Below are 18,448 nucleotides of genomic sequence, written 5' to 3'. Positions count from 1 at the left end.
GGCATGACACGGCGCGCGATCGCCAGAGGTCGCACGCCGGTCGGGCGGGCTCTGCCGTGCACGGCTTCGCAATTCTGTTCCGATGGGGGCGGTGAGTAGGTTACAAGCGCAGGCGATCCAGCGGTCGCCGATGCGCCTGAGCCGCGACGGCATGGGTAGGAGACGGCTCGTGCCTCACGACAGGAAAGCCCTTCAGATCCTTTTCAATGCCTACTGGTCGCCAAAGGGCTGGAAGCAAAGCGCGGCGACTGATCAGGCGGATTTCGAGTATGCCCGTCAAGCCGGTTACATGTTCGATCCCCTCGTCGTGACGCATGACGACATCGTCGCGCGGCTCGTCTCTATCCGTGCCCGGGTGAATCTGGAACAGGTCGCCAACGCCTTCCTTGCCAGCCTCAGCACCCGCCGACTCGATTTGCGCTCGGCGCTGGGCAGCTTCTCCTGTGCCGCACATTTCCCTCTTCATGGGCTTCGGAAACAGGCCTCTCGAGCGCTCGGCCGCCGGCTGCCCTGCCGCATCTGCGGGCGCTACGGTGACGGGAGCCCGGCGCAAGAGGATCTCAACCTGCTGAGCTTCCAGAGATGGAAATGGGGCGGCGTTCGTCACGCCGATCCCCTGTACTGCTGGTTCGACCTCGCACAGTTCGAAAAAGCTGATTTGGTCGAGCCGACGGAGGAAGATTGCTCGATTCTGACGGAGATCGTCGGCATCGCCTCTGGCCTCCCTCCGGACGCAAGGCCGAATGAGCTGGAGAAGCGCATCGGCAAAGTGCTCAAGTCGAACCGAGCCGAGCGGTGCGTTCTCATCCAGATTCTCGGTTATTGCGGCGTCCTGAAGCCGGCGGGCCGCAGCGGCTTCCTGCAGGCCTTTACGCCGGATGAGTTCCGGGACCGGCCTCCCGATCACACCAATGATTGGGCCTACCCGGCCATCTGGTGGCGCGGCGCGGATGGCATCGATGCCGATGCGCTCAGCCAGCTCTTTCCGAAAGTCGCTTCTATGGTCTGAGGACCTCGGCTGCGGGACGTGATGCGCCCACAATCGGCGATGCCCCTCAAGTCGAAATAGGCATGAGGCTGGCGGAACCGGCGGCGACAGCATCAATTGCGGCTTGACGATTGGATCAGGTCCCAACGGTTGCCGCACAGATCCTCGAAAACCGCCACGACGCCATAGGCCTCGTGCCGTGGCGGCCGGACGAAACGCACGCCCGCCGCCGTCATGCGCGCATGATCGCGCTCGAAGTCGTCTGTTTCCAGGAAGAGGAAGACGCGCCCGCCGGTCTGGTCGCCGATGCGCGCCGTCTGCGCCGGCCCGTCTGCTCGCGCCAGGAGCAGGCCAGAACCAGGATTGCCCCGCGGCCGCACCACCACCCAGCGCTTGCCGCCGCCGAGCGGCGTGTCCTCGCAAAGCTCGAAATCCAGAGCGCGCGTGAAGAAGGCGATCGCTTCATCATAGTCGGCGACCACGAGACTGACGAGTGACAGACGCTGATTCATCGCGCGACCCGGCGAATGGCGGCAAGCTCGCTGTGGAGGAGACAGGATAGCATAACACTGTCCAGCTCGCGTGATCCTGCCGCCGGTCCCAAGAGCTAGCACGGACACACGAAGATCGTCGAGCAATTGTTCGCTCGGCCAGAGCCCGCACGTTCATCTGCCGACGCTGACCCACTCCTGGACCTTCTTCCGCCATTCCTCATCGAATCGTAAGGTGAGTTGGTTGGCAGCGTCCGGTGAGAGAAGTTGGTCAACCGCGGACATTTGTATCTCGCCAACGTCAGGTACGTCGATGTATCCGAGGCTGGCCAACCGCTGGCCAAAAGGCGGATGTGTCGAATCGGGATCGTGCTGGCGGCTCAGACTGGCGACGGCGGCGGTCATGAATCCGGGCGCTCTTATAGCTGGAATCTGATCTAAGATTCGCGCGAATGGCGGCGATGGCGCCTTGATTGCGCCGAGCACCTCCTTCTGCAGGGGAGCGAAGACGAGATCGGCCAGACGTGCTCCACAAACCTCCATCATCACCAGCGCGCGTGCCATCTCCTCGCGTCCAACCTGCTCGGCCGCTTCCAGATCGGCGGCAAGCTCGTTCTCCCGTGACAATGCCTTGTATTCCTTCTCCAGCCTTTCGAGCAGGGAATGGAGTAGGATGCGAGCAATGTATCCGGTAATCGTGTGCTCCGGATCAGCGTAGAAGAAAACGTTCTCCGCGGCCGCCATGAAATCGGCGAGGTTGGTGCCTCCCGAAGTGTGCCGAAGCCGGGCGTGCGCCACTTCATGAGCGATAACGGCACGAACCGATCGCTGGTCCAGGATCATCAACAATGGCAGACCAATGGTCATCGTGACATGCTGCCCGAACACGCCCGCATACCGGCTTTCTTCCGAGATCGAAGCGTTGAAATCGGTGTCGACCAGCAGAGTGCGGTTCGATCTGACAAAACTGCGATCGAGCTCCCTCCATGCGGCCCAAAGCCCCGGGGCGGTCTGTTCGTCGGCTTCGAAACCGCCATGCTTGCGCGAAGGCAGGAACAGGAGCCCAATTGCGAGTGCTATGGTGGCCATGGAGCTTGTGAACACAATCGGTGCCGTGGCCAGCGCCGCAATCGTGTAGCGGTCCATGATCATCAGCCAGATGGCGAGAATCGTGCATGCCAGCGCGACGACGGGAAGCACCGCATAGCGACCAAGGCGCAAGACGATTTGCAGAATAAGGCGTTTCATCCGCGTTTCGGCCGCGGAGAGCCTCAGATCACGCCTTGCCACATGAGCTGTTGCTCTGATGCAAGCTGGCGACGTCGGCACGACCCTGGCTTTCCGTGACCTGAACCAACGTGATCGCACCGGGCGTGATGATTCCCACCTGTGGCTGGGCGGAGAGGTAGGTGGTGCTGCCGGCGCGCAGATCGAGGCTCACTTTCTCGCTTCCCTGCCCGAACAGGTTGGTACTCAGTGGAAGATTGTTGACCGCAACCTCGTGGCGGCCCGGAGGCAGCTCGCAGGCGACGAACCCTGCAGCCTGGCTGCCTCCAACGACGTTTCCATCGACCGCATAATTTGGCTGGATCGCAAAACCGAGGGCGGACGAGCGATAGATGACAAGCCGCGCAGTGTTGGCCTTGACGTTCTCTGTCAGCGCCGAGCTGCCCATCGGCCCTGACGCACACCCCGCTAGCAAGAATGCTGCAACGAAAATTCCTGGACGCAAGCCCATTCAACCCCCGATCAGTCCAACAATGCCCCGAGGGATCATTGGCGTCGGTGGTGCATGAAGTCAATCACGACTTGCGGTCGTGTCACGCCTTTCAGGTCACCGCCACCCCAGCGCCGGCGCCACCTGCGTGAGGATCGCCTCGATCGCATGCGCGCAATAATCCACGCCGAGCTGGTTCGGGATCGTCAGCAGCAGCGTATCGGCTTCGGTGATCGCCTCGTCCTGGCGCAGCTGTTCGATCAGAACGTCCGGCTCGGCCGCATAACTCCGCCCGAAGATCGCGCGCGTGCGCGGGTCGATGAAGCCGATCTGGTCTTCGCTGCCGCGCTCGTCGCCGAAATAGGCGCGGTCACGCTCGTCCATCAGCGCGAAGATGCTGCGGCTGACGGAGACGCGGGGCTCGCGGCTGTGGCCGGCTTCCTTCCACGCCGCGCGATAGGCGCGAATTTGTGCCGCCTGCTGCACGTGAAAGGCCTCGCCGGTCTCGTCGTTCTTCAGCGTCGAGCTCTGCAGGTTCATGCCGAGCTGCGCCGCCCACACCGCGGTGGCGTTCGAGCCGGCGCCCCACCAGATCCGCTCGCGCAGGCCCGGCGCATGCGGCTCCAGGCGCAACAGCCCGGGAGGATTGGGGAACATCGGCTGCGGGTTGGGCTCGGCAAAACCTTCGCCGCGCAGGAGATCGAGGAAGACCTCCGCATGGCGCCGCCCCATGTCGGCATCGCTCTGGCCCTCGGCCGGCCGATAGCCGAAATAACGCCAGCCGTCGATCACCTGCTCTGGCGAGCCGCGGCTGATGCCGAGCTGCAGCCGTCCGCCGGCGATGAGATCGGCGCTGCCGGCGTCCTCCACCATGTAGAGCGGGTTCTCGTAGCGCATGTCGATCACGGCCGTGCCGATCTCGATTCGGCTGGTCTTGGCGCCGACGGCCGCGAGCAGCGGAAACGGCGAGGCCAGCTGCCGCGCGAAATGATGCACGCGGAAATAGGCGCCGTCGGCCCCGAGCTGTTCGGCCGCGACCGCCAGCTCGATCGATTGCAGCAGCGTATCCGCCGCCGAGCGCGTCCGGGATTGCGGCGAGGGCGTCCAGTGCCCGAAGGAGAGAAATCCGATCTTCTTCATGCGGGCAACATATGGCTGATCGGAAGAGTTTGCGAGACGTTCCTGGAGGCGGCCTCAGATTTCGCAGCCGGTCAAGTTCAAAGCCTTGAGCAGGCCGCCGAACGCCTTGAGGCGACACTGCTCGGTCTCGTTGGCCGCCTTTTCGCGCTGAACAGTGGCGGCTCGTTTGACGACAAATGCCTTTGGCTTCGGCTTGGGAGGTTCAGCGGTCGCGATCCGTTTCGGTTTGCTTCGCGGACGGACGATCGGCGTCGGCGCGAATGAACGGACATGCACGTCCTGCGGAGCAACCGGGTTATCCACCGAAGCGGTCTGTGTCGGCATCGCGCGGCTCTCAGCGGCAACCTCGAGGCGATCGGCCTTCGCCAGCGCATCGTGCGAAGCGGGGATGCTTGCGTTCTGCTCGGCAGGCGGCTGGACCGTGGCGGCGATGCGACGCGGTGGAGCGCTCAGCTCCATGGCCGACAGCATTCCCACACTCAACAGGATGAGGAGGCCCAACAACGCCATTCTCAGCATAACGCGCCTCTGACCCAAGTTAGCGCCGCTGAAAATTCTGCGCGTCAATGAGGCAACTTTGCCGGCGGCCGCCGCCCAACGGCAATCATTTGTCGATAGGGTTAATTCGGTGCCGCATCTTGCCAACGCAGACCGGCTTTGGTCGCGCAAGATGGTCTGTTCGGCCGTGGCTATCGACGTGAAGTGACGACTTGAATTGCTCTTTGTCCTCGGGGCAGAGCCAGGAGGAAGGACCGAACTACTGCACCTCGGCGATCTTCGGTCCGGGTGATGGCACCTGTGCGCTCGTTGCCGACGGCCGGTTCGACGGCGAGGCCGGGTCCGGAGCTCGGGATGCGGCATCGGGCGGCGTACCCTGGGACGGTCGACGGGCCGCATTCGTCGGAAGCACGATCACCTTCGCACCGACTTTCACCCGCTCATAGAGGTCGACGACGTCCTCGTTGGTCAGGCGGATGCAGCCGGACGACACCCGCTTGCCGATCGTCTCGGGCTTGTTGGTGCCGTGAATGCGATATTCGGTCTCGCCGAGATACATCGCCCGGGCGCCGAGCGGATTGCCGGGGCCGCCCGCCATGAAACGCGGTAGATAAGGCTGACGCGAGACCATCTCCGCAGGCGGGCGCCAATCCGGCCATTCTGCCTTGCGCGCCACGGTTTGCTCACCGGACCACGCAAAACCTTCGCGGCCCACACCGATGCCGTAGCGCATCGCCTGCGTGTCGCTCAGGACGAGATAGAGGAACGTGTTGTTGGTATCGATGATCACGGTGCCCGGCGTCTGGCGGCTGGCATAGTCGACCACCTGCCGGACCAAGGCTCCGGGAATTTCGGCGTCGGCTTTGGGCGGTTCGACCAGCGGCGCCGGAGTAGGAACCGGGGGCGGCGCGGGCGCTGCTGCGTGAACCTGCGGTGCCACGTAGACCGGCGTTGACGATGCCATGGCCTGGGGCGCGGACGGCTTCCGCACCGGTTGCACGTTTCCCGGGCGAGCCAGCAGGCCATACCCCAATGCTGCGATGGCCACGGCGCCAATTCCGACTCTCGCTGCCATCGGCAGTGCGATCGTCTCGACCTTCCGGCGTTTGGCCCGCTTGCTCATGTCTTCTCCCAGGTCGCCACGCCCAGGGGAGTACCCAGCAAGGTTTAAGAAACTTCGAAGCGATTTCGCTGGGACCGGAACCGTCGATCATGGTTAACGCCGGCTGAGCCCGTGGCGGCCGCGCGGGAGACCGTCGAGCGAAGCGGCGTCATTCGTCCTCTTGCTTTGGCAGCTTCTGCTTGGTCAGCTACACAAACCAATCATGCACTGGATGATGCTCAACGCCCCTCGCGTGATCAACGGCGCTTTGCTCCGCGTGCGAATGGCCAATCAGGTCTGCATCTGGGATCAGCGACAGTTCGGGATGTCCGGCGCGGTGCGGGCCGTGTTCTGCCGTGTCGGTGCCATAGCCACTCTCGCGATGATCCGAACCCTTGGCCGATGGCATATCGTTCCTGAAATGAAAGGAATCTCCGGCCCCGGGCGCGGCAGCCGCTTGTGCTGCACCGGCGCCGTGGTTCGCCGGGTCGTGGCCGTCAGCCTTTTGGCCCGGCTCTGCATGCGGATTTTGAGAAGCGTTTGGATGCGCCTGGTGCAAGTCACGCTGCGATTGGCCGGAATTGGCATGGCTTGCGGGGCCGTCATCGTCGGCAAGCTGCTTGGCAGCTGCGGAACCGGGTTCCGAAGCGTGATACGATTGTCCATGATGGGGGTCGTGCCCGGTCGAGCCCTGCTTGTCCTGATGCTTTCCGGCCGCTGCACCGTTTTCCGAACCATGCAAATCACGCTGCGATTGTCCACGAGCGGAATCGCCCTCCGGCGGGCCGAGCTCGGCATGCTTGTTGCCGGCTGCTGCATCCTTCTCCGAAGCGTGCGATTTTCCCTGGCTTGATGCGTGGTCGGGTGGCCCGTGCTCGGTCTCCGGCTTGCCGGCTGCTGCGCCGTCTTCCGAAGCGTGCAAATCGCGCTGCGCTTGTCCATGATCGCGTGCGTCGATCGCCGCTGCCTGTGTCGTGCCGCGTTCGGCATTCCTCGCGCCCGTTGCGGCCGCCTGTTCCAAGCCGCCATGATCCCTCAGAGCGTCGATGGCGCCGGATCCGATATGAGGGTTGCCGTTGTCGCCGAAGCCGTCCTCGCGCGCGGCCGCATCGATGATCTGAACCTCGTCGGCTCTGGCCATGGCGTCGCCTCGGGCAGCTTCCAACGCGAATGATTCATGGTGTGTGTCGGGATCGAGCCAGGGCAGCTTGTCGAAGCCGTCGAGATCGGGCCTGCCGGGACTATCGAGGGCGACCAACTCGCGGGGGGCGTTCGCGTCAGCCCACGCAAAGACATCGCTCGGTCTTTCCCAAGCAGTGAACGCCTGGGCGTGACTGCTCAGGAGCGAGACTCCGACTGCCGTCATCATGAACGTGCCGGCGCTGCTCAAGCCCGGCCTTGCAGGGTTGAGTGGCGGCACTGTGATCGTGCTGCCAGCAATATCGGCTCGGGATTCGATGAGCTTGGCGGCCCGCGTCGGCATGTCCGTCGGGGAGTTCTCGATACGGACGGCTCTGGCCATCTTGCCCGGAGCAGGAGTCGTTTTTGCGGAGGTGATCTTGATGGTCACGATCGCGCCGGTGCCATCTGCGGTCATGACCGTGACAGTGTCGGCATCCACAGTATCGACTTCGGTCGCGCCGGCGGATCGAACGTCCTCGAGCGCCGCCCAAATCAGAGCTGCAAGCGCGCCGACCCCGCCGTAAAGGCGCGTCAGGGCGAAGCTTGCGAGCTCCGTCCGGCCCTTGATGTCGAGCCGCGCGGATATGTGATCGATCCGCGCCTGAATGGTGCCTGGGGCGACCTTGAGCTCGCGCGCAATCTCCTTGTTCGACATGCCGCTGGCGACCAGACGCATGATCCTGCGCTCCTGGTCCGTCAGCGCTGCCAGGCCATTTTCGCCAGACGCGCCATTGCCTGTCTTGCGGGCCGCCGGGTGCGCGTTCGGCGCCACCAGCCGCAGCGACTGCAACAGGTTTTCGGGCTCCTCGCGCATCGGTATGGCGGTGCAGGCACCCGCTGCGACGGCCGCAGCGAGATCGCCGCGTGCGATCGATGCGGTGTAGAAGACCAGCCGTGTGCGAAGGCTTTCGGCGTTGACGGCGGCCAGCATGGCTGAGGCCGTCAGATCGGGAAATCCATCCTCGACAAGCGCGACGTCCGGCGCCAACGTCCGGACGGCTTCGAGGCAATCGGCTCCATTGATGCAGGACGCAACGATCTCGAAGTCACGTTCGGTCGCAAATAGCGTGGCAAAACCCTGCAAAACGATCGGACGGCGATCTGCGATCACGAGTCGGATACGACGCATCTGGTTTGGCTCGCCCGGCTTTCCCGTCTTGATTGGCCCAGCAATGCGACCCGGCCTCAGCCGCGTCACCTTCAAGAGCAGCGCGGCAACGCGCGACACCCTCGTTGGTTCCAGAGGTGTGAAGCCCAGGGATGTCAGTACGGAGCAGCGGATGGGGTCGGCCCATCTTGATTCTTCCGATGCGCCATCCTGTTCCTGTTTTGCCCGACGGTGCAACGCTTTCGTAAAATGAGCAGAGTGCGCTGCGGTCATTCGAAAGATCGTGCTTGCTGAAGCAGCCGGGTCCGCCGCGGAGATCTATCCCGGCTCGCCGCGCTCTAAGTCGCTGATTTTGTTGCCCGCGCCTACCGTGCGTGGGGTTGTTTTCGACTTTTTGTTGCGGGGGTGCAAAGATATCGGTCCGAACCCGATCTGGTACGGCGCTCGCATTTTCATCCAATCATTTTCCGGAGGCGCGTCATGCAGGTTTACAACGTCGTCAAGTTCAAGGTGAAGCCGGGCCAGGAGGGCGCCTTTCTCGATGCGCACCGAGACGGCAAGGCCAAATGGCCGGGACTGGAGCACGGCGTCATCATCAGGACCGGCGATCAGACCTTCTGCCTCATCGGCACGTGGTCCAGCCAGGACGCGCTGGTGGCGGCACGCTCGGCGATGATCAAGACCCTCGACAGTTTCAGGCCGGTGCTCGAGGACCAGGGCAACGGACGCGGCGTGACGGACGCGGTGTCGGGCGAGGTCGTGCTCGCGCTGTAGCGCGGGCAGTGCCGCGACTTCATCACCCGCAGGGGTCCTTGGTCGTGAACCGCTGCGTCTTGACGCCGGGGCCGCAGGCTCGTCGGAAAATGACGCAGGGTTGAGGCGTGTCGTCAGCTATTTGCCGACTGCCGTTGTCCGCCATTGGCCGTCAGGCGCTACTTTCCCCCGTCAAAGATGGAATGAGCGTCGATATTGGGATGGGCTCTGGCCGGTCATTGACCGGAAGACGCGGGCAAAATGCGCGGGACTGATAAAACCGACGCGTAGCGCCATCTGCGCGACCGAAAGCTTGCTGCTCGCCAGCAGTTGTTTTGCCATTGCGACTCGCCGCGCATGGACGAATGCCAGCGGCGTCTGCCCCGTCGCTGCCCTGAATGCGCGATGGAAATGGCCTTCCGAGAGCTGCGCAAGATCAGCGAGATCGGCAATCCGAATTGTCGCGCTTAAATGCGCGTCGATGAATTCGGTGACGCGCCGTAACCTCCACGCCGGCAGCTTGATCGATGTATCCTTCACTCTTGCACCACCGTATCGGCGTGCAAGGTATACAATGAGAGCAAGGCTCATCGTGTCGCAATAGATCGCGTCGAGACCTCCCTCCAGCGCGTCAACTCGTTCGAACTCCGCGAGCATGTTCCAGACAAAGCTGTCTTCCGAACCCGAGAGGGGGCCCAGTCCTTCGATCGATGCACCGGCGATTCCTGAAATCTTGGCGGGGTCGAGGGCGATCGCTGCCCATCGCCAACCCACATTGTGAAGCCGAAGCCGTCGTTCGCAGCCAGCCGGGAGAAATGAAACGGTCGACGGCAAATCGGGCCCGTCATAGCGATGCCCGCCATCGGCCGAAATTTCATGTCGCTCGGCGCCGCCGGACAGGGTCGCCATGATGAGGTGATTTGGCGACAGGATGCGTCCTTCGACGATGGAGGTCATCGGCCGGTACGCCGTTTCGAATGCGCCGTTCGCCCATTGGGTGCGCCGCCAGCCATCCGGCCGGGAGCTCAACCGATCGATTGTCGACGCATTCTCAATGACACGGTGCATCGCGACTTCCTGCGAAGCGATGTCGCCTGAATACACATTCAAGCTTGGAACCGCAATTCCTTGCAGGCCGGAAAGGGAGCATCGTCGCGTCAGGATCGGGGTGATTTGATCAGAATCCCGCGCGACAAAGCGAGAGGTCGATCCTTTCTATTGGCAGGCGACCTGCCAAGTGCGGCAGGCGAAATCACGGAGATTTGCAATGGATACACCACAGGATTGGCCGACGGCGACCGACCGCCGCCAGTTTCTCGGCGCCGCCACCGCGATGGGCGCCGTCGCGGCGACAGCTGTTCACGCAACTGCAGTCGGCGTTTCGAGCGCCAGTGCGCAAGCGCCAGCCGGCACTGCATCGCGTGCGCCTGCGGCGGGGCCGGTACTCACCCGAACGATCGGCCGCACCAACGAAAGTCTGCCCGCGCTCGGACTGGGAACGTTTCTGACTTTTGACCTGCTGCCCGGCAGCAATCGCGACGCGCTGCGAGAGGTCACCAGGAAATATATCGATGCCGGCGTCCGGGTGATCGATACATCGCCGCTCTACGGTACCGGCGAGGTCAGCGTCGGTGGATTTCTCAGCGCGATGGGCGTGACGGACCAGATGTTCATCAGCAACAAGATCTGGTCGACCGGCGACTACCTGGCCGACGAAAGCCACGCCCTGGCCAGCATGGAGCAATCGAGGCTTCGGCTGTGGCGCGACAAGATCGACGTGCTCCACTGCCACAGCCTGGTCAATGTCGACGCGATCGTGCCACTGCTGCGCGTATGGAAGAGAGAGGGCAGGATTCGCTATGTCGGCGCCTCGGTCCACGAGAATGACTATCACAACATTCTCGCAGGCTTGATCGACAAGGATCTGGTGGACATCATCCAGGTCAACTATTCGATCTTCAATCGTCACGCCGAGGAGCGCGTCCTTCGCGCGGCGAGCGACAAGGGCGTCGGCGTGCTCACAAATATGCCGCTGGAAAAAGGCCGCTTGCACAAGATCGTCGAGGGCCGGCCGCTGCCCGATTTTGCCCGCGATATCGCTGCGGAGAACTGGTCGCAGTTCTTCATCAAATGGGTCATGGGCCATCCGGCGGTGACGACCGTTCTTGCCGCGACATCGAACCCGGATCACGCGGCCGAGAATGTCGGCGCGCTGCGCGGTCCTCAGCCGGATCAATCCATGCGGCAGCGGATGGCACGGCATATGGAAAGCATTCCCGGCTTCGCCAATCTCTCGTCGATGCAATGGTATCCTGACAAGCAGAGCATGTACCAGGGCGTCATCCGCCGTTCGCAGGCGGCATTGCGTCAGCGCATGAGTTGATCGATGAATGGCAGGCGCGCAGGGTCGACGCCTGCCCTTCTCACCTAGCAATACAGGAGAAGTTCATACATGAAATGGCGCTCGATTGCTTTGCGATGTGGCTTGATGGCCGTTACCGGCGTTGCATTCGCCGAGCCTGCCCAACGCGAGAATCTGGGCAAGTTTGCCATCGACCGGACCGAGGTCACGATCGGCCAGTTTCGCAATTTCGCTGCTGACAAAGCTCTGAAGACCGCGGCCGAACAGGAAGGAGGCGGACACGAATTCGCGGACGGCTGGATCCGTCGCAGCGGCTGGACATGGGCGACTCCGTTCGGAGAACCAGGCGGCGAAGATGAGCCGGCGGTGCATGTGTCGTGGAACGAAGCTCGTGACTACTGCTTAGCCGTGGGCGGACGCTTGCCGACCCTGGAAGAATGGGAAAGAGCCGCCTATACCGAAACGCGTGCGAATCCTACCGACGATTTCGTAAATGGACGCACCTATCCTTATCCTGTCGGCGACAGACCTGACGGCATGAACACATCCGGTAGAGATCGCTGGCCGCGGCATGCAGCCGTGGGTACCACCAAGCGGGGTGTCAACGGTCTGTACGACATGGGTGGCAATGTCTGGGAATGGCTCGCGGATCGGCGGGGCGATGAGGCACTGACGGCCGGCGGGTCGTGGTGGTATGGTGCGGACAAGACAAAAGCGTCAGCCGTACAGTGGAAATCGGCCGACTTTCACGCGGTCTATATCGGGTTTCGTTGCGTTTACACGGCTCAATAGCCCGTTCAGGTGAGGGCCCAACACACCCTGGGTAAAGGCCGACGGCCGGCGAGTTGCGCTAAAGACAAGCAAGCATGCGCGGCGCTGCCGACGACCGACTTATTGGTTTGCCGCCGCCGCAGCAGTCGCCACATATTTCGTGTAGAATTCGGCGACCCGGCCGCGCCACATGCCGACGAACGCTTCTGACGTCACGTTGTCGACCGATTTCCAGGTGCGCTTGAAGGCCGGAAGTGCATTGCCCCAAATCGCGCGTTTGCACCACCGCTCACCCTTCTCCTTGCCTTCGCTGGTGGCGCACATCGATTTCCACGCGGCGCGAGCGGGCCGGCTGATGTGCTCGGCGGCCCCTTCCCAGCCCTGCTGATGAATCAGGTAGAGATCGCTCATGTCCGGCTTACGGTGGGTGATCCACTCGAACAGGACGCCCTCGGTAATGATCTTGTAGGCGGCGGCGACGGCGTTATCCCGCGGACTGCGAATTTGCCCGAAGCCGAACTTTCCGAACTCATAATAGCTCAGCTGAAACAGCCCGATATAGGACCCGGTGCGTTGATTGGGGTTGAAACCGGATTCGATCTTGGCAACCGCCATCATGAAATTGAAATCGAGACCAAACGCGTCGGCAGCGCGCTTGATTTCTTCGGTCGGCGTTCCCAGCGGAATGTCCCTGAACGCACGCAGGACGATCTCCGCCGGTTTCTCGGCAGGCGGCAGTTCGGACCAGACGTAGTAGGCCAGATGACGGAAATCCTGCGTCGGCGCCGCTTTCGGCGCAATGTTGGACGCATCGCGTTCCGGCGGCAGCGATTGGACGACATCCTGTCCCAACGACGCCAATTTCGGCGCGACGGGTTGATCGACGATCTCGGCTTCGGTGCGTGGCGGCGCCGGAGCTGTTGACATCACCGCGCCCGGCTCTGCTCTTTCTTCCCGAAGCGCTGCCGAAAGTCTGGCGGCTGCCTCTGCGTACATGGCAGGCGTCACCACGCTCGCAGGAGCCGCCATGCTCGCCCCAGCCGGTATGCTCGCTGCCGCTTCCGGCAGAACATCGGGCAACGTCGCGGCCGGTCTGTTACCCGCGGCCAGATAAAGTCCCGCGGATGCGAGAACAGCCACGATGCAGCTGGTCTGCCAGGCCTTCATTGCCCGAAGTCCAATGACGGCTTCTGTAGGAAGGCTGTTCGCATGTTCCTGCGACCTGTGGGTGAGCACTCTTCGTACCATCTTAAGGTTTAAATGTGGTGAACGAGAGCAGGCATTCTGCTTCGCAACCCGATATGTCCCTCTTGGGCCACAAGCGGCTCCTGGCGGAGGACGCTCGTGGGTCGGCCATGGGCGCACATGCTGGCAATGGGATCCGATCTCAGCGGCTTCCGCGCTACACCCCGCAACCGACGCGCCGACAGCCACCGGAACCTTCGGCTACGGGCCAGAAGCGGAAAATGCGCCAATGGCTCTAGCGGGCAGCCTATGCGTCGCGGCGAGCTCGGCTACTCAGCGCCGCTCGTTCCGGAAGATGGATCTGAACAACTCAACTGAAGGCCGCACCAGCTGCCATCCTCGCAATCCAAGCACCTTCTTGCAGGCAAGAAACCACCAACGACGTGAATGTTGAACGCTTGGGTCAATACTCAACGCAAGTTCGGCAAGGCGTGCTGAGGTGTCTATCGCTCCTTCGTTGAAGGCAATGCTTGCGCGGACGATCGCGTCAAGTGCCAATTGGCGGGTCAACCAGTTCCTGAGATCGTTTGTCAGCATCGCGGCGCCGCCATTCAGGAAATGTTCGATAGCCGCCTTGCGTTGGAGCAGGTTTAGCTCCGGTGAAGGCTCACTCGACATGTTGAGTGAGTGGTATCGATACACGGCCTGGTCCGCACCAATGAATCCGACGTCGCCATGTGCGGCGAGCCGCAACCACATTTCCATGTCGGAGGCGTAGGGCAAGTCTGCTAGATACCCGCCCAGTTTTTTCTGCAGGCTCGTGCGAACTACGACGGTCGGTGACACCACAATACATTGTGCACGACTAAGAGTGATGAACTCGAGTCCGGACAAGATGCGCGTTCGGAGATCCACTTCCGTTCCATAATAGCTTCTGTAGAATGGATGATCCCCGCGCTGGTCTAGAACAACCGCGCCTCCGAAGGTGAAAGCGACAGAAGGGTGATTGTCCATCAGATCGACCGATCTCGACAGGGCACCGGGCAGCAGGTAGTCGTCCGCAGACAGCAGAAGCATATAGTCGGCGCTCGCCCAGGCAATGCCTTCGTTGGCGGTCGCGATGAGACCTTGATTCGAGATGTGCCTGCGGTAATCGACGCGGGAATCGGACCGTAACTCTTGCGCAACTTCCGCGGTATTGTCAGGTGACGCATCATCGATGATGAGCACGCGCAATTCGGGACCGGATTGCGTCAAAACGCTCTCGACGCACTCTCGCAGGAAGTGCCCATACCTGAAGCAGGGAACAACGACGTCTACGGAGCTCATTTTTTGTCGGATTCCACCGACGATCGAGCCTCGATCCATCTGTTCAAGAAAATACTATTGAAAGGGTTCCGGGCCGGCTGGCACCGGCCAGCTCATCTTCTCCAACGCTGCCGATGGCAAATCCCCTCCTTGGCAACACGGAGGCCGCGATGGGTCAATCGCGGCGATCTGGCCCGGCTTAGGTTAGGCCCGGTCTACCCTTGACAGCCGACATATCCTCGGTCGCGGGATGCCGCAGCGATGGGGCAAAAGCTGACATGCAGAGGTTTCGACGATCTAAAGGTTCGTTGCGCATGTATGACCCGATGCTTTTTCGAAGACTTCAGGCTCGGCTTGCCTCAAGAACTGAGATCGCCCGGGCGGTCGAAATGACCCGCTCAAGCCGCAGACCTGCGGCGGCAAGCAAAGCGGCAAATTCGCTCTCGGTTCGCTCGACGCCCCCCGTAACGACAAGCATGTTCGCATCGATTAGCTTGATCGTATTTCGTTCGTTTCCCGGGGGAATAATAGTCTCCGCAATTAACACTCGTCCGTGGGGTTTCATTACCTCTCGGCAATTGCGCAGGATGCGTACCGCTTGCTCGTCATTCCAATCGTGAATGACCTTTTTCATGATATAGACGTCCGCACCGGCTGGAACGGCGTTGAAGAAATTGCCGGCCACGAACGAGGTCTGGGGCGGGAAACTTGCCGCTCAGCCCGCGCTGCCTCAACCCCGGCCGGTAGGTCAAATAATATGCCGGAAAGGTGAGGGTGTCTCTTTAGGATCTCCGAAAGCAGCTGTCCATGGCCGCCGCCGACATCGACAATCTGAGAAAACGCACCAAAATCACACGCCTCTGCTACAGCTTCATTGGCGCCTTGGCTAAGCGCGATCATCGCCTGCTGGAATAGCGAAGCCGCGTCCGGATGGTCCGCCAGCCAATCGAACCTGGGCTTTCCAAATACGGTTTCGAACGTCGGCAAACCCGTTTGCACTGAATGAGTGAGCTGAGCGAAGGCGAGATAGGGCTCCCTGTTCATCATTCGGATCAGGTCGCGGGGACTTGAGGGCGCGTCGGAAAGCAAGGCTGCGCCCAATTCGGTGAGTTGGAAACGGCGGGCCGAGGTTTCGCTAAAGACCCCCTCGGCGGCGAGAAGCCGCATAATCCTATAGAGCGCATCGCAGTGACAATGCGTTTCCTCCGCCAGATCGTCGACGCTCCGCTCTCCGGCGACCAAGCGATCCGCAACGTTGAGATCTGTCGCAACGCGCAAGGCTTGGGAGACCATGAAGCCAAGGCCCAGGTGAATGAGTTGTTGAGAAGGACTATACATAGCTTTCCTTTCAAACAGCCGCCGCCTCACGGCGCCCGTGGTCTCAATATCACGACCTGAAGTGCCGGTAAGGGATGATAATTTAGCCGAGGGTGCAGTGTTTGTCGTTCGATGTAGACATCCCGCTCAGGTCGATGTCCGGTTCGGGTCAATAATCGACTCGGGTAATCCTCTATCGGGCAGAGATCACCTAGGCTGGATCGTCGTCCTGAGTGCGCGGCGGCTTCTTTTTCGCTACGGGCAATGGGCGCCTGATATGTCCAAATCTGGCGTTAGGGTCAGTAAATGTCCCCGGAATCGCTTCTGGTCGCATTCGCCCAATTTGAACCTGATGCAATTCAGTTGCTGACGAAAAGCGCAGGTGCATGTGCATGGTCAGAACTTCTTCTTACCTTTCGGCATCTGGTCTCGCGCTGCGGATGTGTGACTTATGTGGTTGCGTAAGGTGGTTATCCACCTCTCGACCGAGAGCGCTTTGGGTCAAAGCCTAACGAAGTCGACCACCGTGGCGGACGTTCGGTCCGCCTTTGGGAGACTAGGTGGTTCACGACCTCAGGGTCTCGGACCATCGCCTTTCAGCCTACAATGCCATCCCGACAATCCAGGCACGGGCACATGCCCGTCGCCGCAATCGGGCTGGGCTGCGAAAAGAAGAATTTCTGCGACAATCAGTGCCATCAAAGCCGAAGACCACAAGGCACGCACATCCGAATCCCGCTAAATGTTGGATTTGCACAACCTATACGCGACGCCAGATCTCGTAAAGGCTAACCGCTTCCATTCTAAATGTATCGATCGACTGACGCAGGCATTTCCAAGCGAACTGGAGGCGATGATCACGAAGAGTCGGCTTCGGGTCAATCGCACCATTTTCGGCCCGGACTTGAGATGTCCGCTTGTATCCCGACAGCGGCGGACTAGCAGACATCTTTCAACCGCCGCTTAGGGCCAGAAGCTGACCTACCAAACCTTGCAGGCGAAGTGATACCGCTTCCTATCGGGACTAGGTCGCTCATATAAGGCGACCTGGATTAAATCGCCGACTTGACCAGTAAAGGAAATGCAACCGCCAAGATCGACTTCGATGATCGGCGGCAGAGCCTGCGCTTTCGCATCATCGATCTGCATCGAGAGTATTTGGTTCGAGCATTCTCTTGATACCGCGACCACACGCGCCGAAAGTCCGGTAGCTCCATCCCGCGGCCTATCGCAGGTGAGAAAATGGGCATGTCGGCGGCACTCGATTCCGAGACAGCCCTGCTCCTGCGCAGAAGCGATGAGCGGATCAAGGACTGCTGCCAACGCAAGCAAAAGCGTCAGTGAATTAGTTCGAGGCATTCGTTGACCCGTTTCTTTGAGGATGAACGCATCTAAAGCCCAGGCCAGCTTCACGCGGCGATAATTTCCCTCCTTCTTCGGTGCAGCGTTTTATACCGTTGCTGTCTAAAAATGGTTGGACGGTCGGCTCGCTGAGCACCAAGTAACTTAGGGCGACCACTATAAAGACAACGGGCAGAGCTATATTTAGCCAGTTTGCTCTTATTGTCGTCTGCAAGCTTCCCCCCGCCTCAACTTCGATCGGGCTTAGCCGATCGAGCCTCCACATTACATATCCAAATAGGGCTCCCAAGAAGGCGCCTGAAAAGACGCAGGCCCAAAGCAAGTCTTCCGTCCTCCCGTAGCCCACCGTGCGCCCTAATAATTTTCCGCAGATCAACCCTGATCCTGCACCAATGACAGAAAGAAGGGCGGGCGCCCACGCTCTTGCGGGCCGAATGACCATCGCAGCTACCGGAAGCGCAACGCAAGTCGCTGGCCATGCGATTTGCGCCCCAACCAATACAGGCGCGACAACAACTACAGGCGAGGCGAACGCCCATGCGGCAACCAGCCACACATACAACAGGGACGGCAGAAAGATGAGGCCGACATACCCCGCGAATAAGGTCATCCCGATCATCAGCAACAAGATAATCCAAAGCCGCCTATACATTGCTCTCATCCGCCCTTGAAAGGCAGGATAAGTGCTGAGCGTTTTAGCATCATCCACTACGAGCCCACAGAGTTTTAGTAGATGGTTGTTCAATGATGAATCGAATGACCTTGGTGTCTGCTTTGGGTCAAAGGCTGCCTTGACCGGTCATAACTTTGGCGGGTCAACGCCCGACAGCTGACCTCGCGGCGCCCGAGCTGTGGTCTAACACGGGCCATAAAGCGGAGCTTACGAAACCGCGCGTAAGCCACCGAACGCTTCCCCACAAGCGACGAGATGAATTGCGAACTCGATAGCCTCGCGACTGCGCGCTGATTCCGCAATCGCAAAATTCTCAGAATGCTCTTTTCGTCCCGTTAACCTACTTGGAGCCGGTTGAGGAACGGGCCGACAAATCATCGCTTCCTCCTGGACAAGAATCTTGTTGCAGGCGTCCCTTTGCGGGCGCCGGGAATTCATGGAGGCGTGTATGCGAATGAAGCTTTTCTATGCGGCCACGCTCTGCGTTGCAT

General features: G+C 61.0%; 17 protein-coding genes. 4 read left to right on the top strand and 13 right to left on the bottom strand.

Going from position 1 to position 18,448, the window contains the following annotated elements; all coding sequences use genetic code 11:
* Window positions 1-169 precede the first annotated feature (169 nt).
* Complete coding sequence (locus GA0061099_RS22875; RefSeq protein ID WP_141697660.1) at window positions 170-1,009, top strand: hypothetical protein; 840 nt, start codon at window positions 170-172, stop codon at window positions 1,007-1,009.
* 92 nt (window positions 1,010-1,101) lie between these two features.
* Here GA0061099_RS22875 and GA0061099_RS22870 read toward each other — a convergent pair whose 3' ends face one another.
* From GA0061099_RS22870 to GA0061099_RS22840, 7 genes are all read right to left on the bottom strand, one after another.
* Window positions 1,102-1,500: a VOC family protein gene (locus GA0061099_RS22870; RefSeq protein ID WP_036026832.1), complete on the bottom strand. Its 399-nt coding sequence runs from the start codon at window positions 1,498-1,500 to the stop codon at window positions 1,102-1,104.
* 153 nt (window positions 1,501-1,653) lie between these two features.
* A complete protein-coding gene (locus tag GA0061099_RS22865) occupies window positions 1,654-2,727 on the bottom strand; it encodes a M48 family metallopeptidase (protein WP_050995992.1) in 1,074 nt (357 codons plus the stop codon).
* 28 nt (window positions 2,728-2,755) lie between these two features.
* Window positions 2,756-3,154: a DUF2846 domain-containing protein gene (locus GA0061099_RS22860; protein WP_225114314.1), complete on the bottom strand. Its 399-nt coding sequence runs from the start codon at window positions 3,152-3,154 to the stop codon at window positions 2,756-2,758.
* A 159-nt stretch (window positions 3,155-3,313) separates the two neighbouring features.
* A complete protein-coding gene (locus GA0061099_RS22855) occupies window positions 3,314-4,336 on the bottom strand; it encodes an LLM class flavin-dependent oxidoreductase (RefSeq protein ID WP_036026834.1) in 1,023 nt (340 codons plus the stop codon).
* 54 nt (window positions 4,337-4,390) lie between these two features.
* A complete protein-coding gene (locus GA0061099_RS22850; protein WP_036026835.1) occupies window positions 4,391-4,855 on the bottom strand; it encodes a hypothetical protein in 465 nt (154 codons plus the stop codon).
* Window positions 4,856-5,093: 238 nt separating this feature from the next.
* Window positions 5,094-5,957, bottom strand: coding sequence for a L,D-transpeptidase (locus GA0061099_RS22845; protein WP_036026836.1), 864 nt, complete (start codon window positions 5,955-5,957; stop codon window positions 5,094-5,096).
* A 187-nt stretch (window positions 5,958-6,144) separates the two neighbouring features.
* A complete protein-coding gene (locus GA0061099_RS22840; protein ID WP_083235131.1) occupies window positions 6,145-8,499 on the bottom strand; it encodes a LuxR C-terminal-related transcriptional regulator in 2,355 nt (784 codons plus the stop codon).
* 207 nt (window positions 8,500-8,706) lie between these two features.
* Here GA0061099_RS22840 and GA0061099_RS22835 point away from each other — a divergent pair, with 207 nt between their 5' ends.
* Window positions 8,707-9,000, top strand: coding sequence for an antibiotic biosynthesis monooxygenase family protein (locus GA0061099_RS22835; RefSeq protein ID WP_036014479.1), 294 nt, complete (start codon window positions 8,707-8,709; stop codon window positions 8,998-9,000).
* A gap of 171 nt (window positions 9,001-9,171) precedes the next feature.
* On the opposite strand, the gene GA0061099_RS22830 is transcribed toward GA0061099_RS22835, so the two are convergent.
* Window positions 9,172-10,047, bottom strand: a complete 876-nt coding sequence (locus tag GA0061099_RS22830) for an AraC family transcriptional regulator (RefSeq protein ID WP_141697659.1) — start codon at window positions 10,045-10,047, stop codon at window positions 9,172-9,174.
* A 199-nt stretch (window positions 10,048-10,246) separates the two neighbouring features.
* Here GA0061099_RS22830 and GA0061099_RS22825 point away from each other — a divergent pair, with 199 nt between their 5' ends.
* Both GA0061099_RS22825 and GA0061099_RS22820 read left to right on the top strand, forming a co-directional pair.
* On the top strand, window positions 10,247-11,362 hold the full coding sequence (locus GA0061099_RS22825) for an aldo/keto reductase (RefSeq protein WP_074448053.1): 1,116 nt from the start codon (window positions 10,247-10,249) through the stop codon (window positions 11,360-11,362).
* A gap of 69 nt (window positions 11,363-11,431) precedes the next feature.
* On the top strand, window positions 11,432-12,133 hold the full coding sequence (locus tag GA0061099_RS22820; RefSeq protein ID WP_036026837.1) for a formylglycine-generating enzyme family protein: 702 nt from the start codon (window positions 11,432-11,434) through the stop codon (window positions 12,131-12,133).
* 99 nt (window positions 12,134-12,232) lie between these two features.
* On the opposite strand, the gene GA0061099_RS22815 is transcribed toward GA0061099_RS22820, so the two are convergent.
* The 5 genes from GA0061099_RS22815 to GA0061099_RS40225 all read right to left on the bottom strand — a co-directional run bounded on the left by GA0061099_RS22815 (window position 12,233) and on the right by GA0061099_RS40225 (window position 17,335).
* Window positions 12,233-13,279, bottom strand: coding sequence for a transglycosylase (locus GA0061099_RS22815; RefSeq protein ID WP_036026840.1), 1,047 nt, complete (start codon window positions 13,277-13,279; stop codon window positions 12,233-12,235).
* Between the two features lie 351 nt (window positions 13,280-13,630).
* Complete coding sequence (locus GA0061099_RS22810; protein WP_036026842.1) at window positions 13,631-14,626, bottom strand: glycosyltransferase; 996 nt, start codon at window positions 14,624-14,626, stop codon at window positions 13,631-13,633.
* 322 nt (window positions 14,627-14,948) lie between these two features.
* The gene (locus GA0061099_RS42785) at window positions 14,949-15,290 is read right to left on the bottom strand and encodes a methyltransferase (protein ID WP_276325014.1); all 342 of its coding nucleotides are present in this window, start codon (window positions 15,288-15,290) and stop codon (window positions 14,949-14,951) included.
* A complete protein-coding gene (locus GA0061099_RS42780; RefSeq protein ID WP_276325015.1) occupies window positions 15,236-15,943 on the bottom strand; it encodes a methyltransferase in 708 nt (235 codons plus the stop codon). The genes GA0061099_RS42785 and GA0061099_RS42780 overlap by 55 nt, the downstream gene beginning before the upstream one ends.
* A gap of 960 nt (window positions 15,944-16,903) precedes the next feature.
* Window positions 16,904-17,335, bottom strand: a complete 432-nt coding sequence (locus tag GA0061099_RS40225) for a hypothetical protein (protein ID WP_141697658.1) — start codon at window positions 17,333-17,335, stop codon at window positions 16,904-16,906.
* Window positions 17,336-18,448 lie beyond the last annotated feature (1,113 nt).

Origin of the sequence: Bradyrhizobium yuanmingense, assembly GCF_900094575.1 — a bacterium.
GTDB classification, from domain to species: Bacteria; Pseudomonadota; Alphaproteobacteria; order Rhizobiales; family Xanthobacteraceae; genus Bradyrhizobium; species Bradyrhizobium yuanmingense.
Note: the sequence above shows the minus strand (reverse complement) of the source record. Positions and strands in the feature narration are given on the sequence as shown.

Bases quoted from the DNA above. Each gene is read 5' to 3' on its own strand.
- GA0061099_RS22870 (WP_036026832.1), bottom strand. From the start codon at position 1,500: ATGAATCAGCGTCTGTCACTCGTCAGTCTCGTGGTCGCCGACTATGAT.
- GA0061099_RS22865 (WP_050995992.1), bottom strand. From the start codon at position 2,727: ATGAAACGCCTTATTCTGCAAATCGTCTTGCGCCTTGGTCGCTATGCG.
- GA0061099_RS22860 (WP_225114314.1), bottom strand. From the start codon at position 3,154: ATGGGCAGCTCGGCGCTGACAGAGAACGTCAAGGCCAACACTGCGCGG.
- GA0061099_RS22855 (WP_036026834.1), bottom strand. From the start codon at position 4,336: ATGAAGAAGATCGGATTTCTCTCCTTCGGGCACTGGACGCCCTCGCCG.
- GA0061099_RS22850 (WP_036026835.1), bottom strand. From the start codon at position 4,855: ATGCTGAGAATGGCGTTGTTGGGCCTCCTCATCCTGTTGAGTGTGGGA.
- GA0061099_RS22845 (WP_036026836.1), bottom strand. From the start codon at position 5,957: ATGAGCAAGCGGGCCAAACGCCGGAAGGTCGAGACGATCGCACTGCCG.
- GA0061099_RS22840 (WP_083235131.1), bottom strand. From the start codon at position 8,499: ATGACCGCAGCGCACTCTGCTCATTTTACGAAAGCGTTGCACCGTCGG.
- GA0061099_RS22835 (WP_036014479.1), top strand. From the start codon at position 8,707: ATGCAGGTTTACAACGTCGTCAAGTTCAAGGTGAAGCCGGGCCAGGAG.
- GA0061099_RS22830 (WP_141697659.1), bottom strand. From the start codon at position 10,047: ATGCACCGTGTCATTGAGAATGCGTCGACAATCGATCGGTTGAGCTCC.
- GA0061099_RS22825 (WP_074448053.1), top strand. From the start codon at position 10,247: ATGGATACACCACAGGATTGGCCGACGGCGACCGACCGCCGCCAGTTT.
- GA0061099_RS22820 (WP_036026837.1), top strand. From the start codon at position 11,432: ATGAAATGGCGCTCGATTGCTTTGCGATGTGGCTTGATGGCCGTTACC.
- GA0061099_RS22815 (WP_036026840.1), bottom strand. From the start codon at position 13,279: ATGAAGGCCTGGCAGACCAGCTGCATCGTGGCTGTTCTCGCATCCGCG.
- GA0061099_RS22810 (WP_036026842.1), bottom strand. From the start codon at position 14,626: ATGAGCTCCGTAGACGTCGTTGTTCCCTGCTTCAGGTATGGGCACTTC.
- GA0061099_RS42780 (WP_276325015.1), bottom strand. From the start codon at position 15,943: ATGTATAGTCCTTCTCAACAACTCATTCACCTGGGCCTTGGCTTCATG.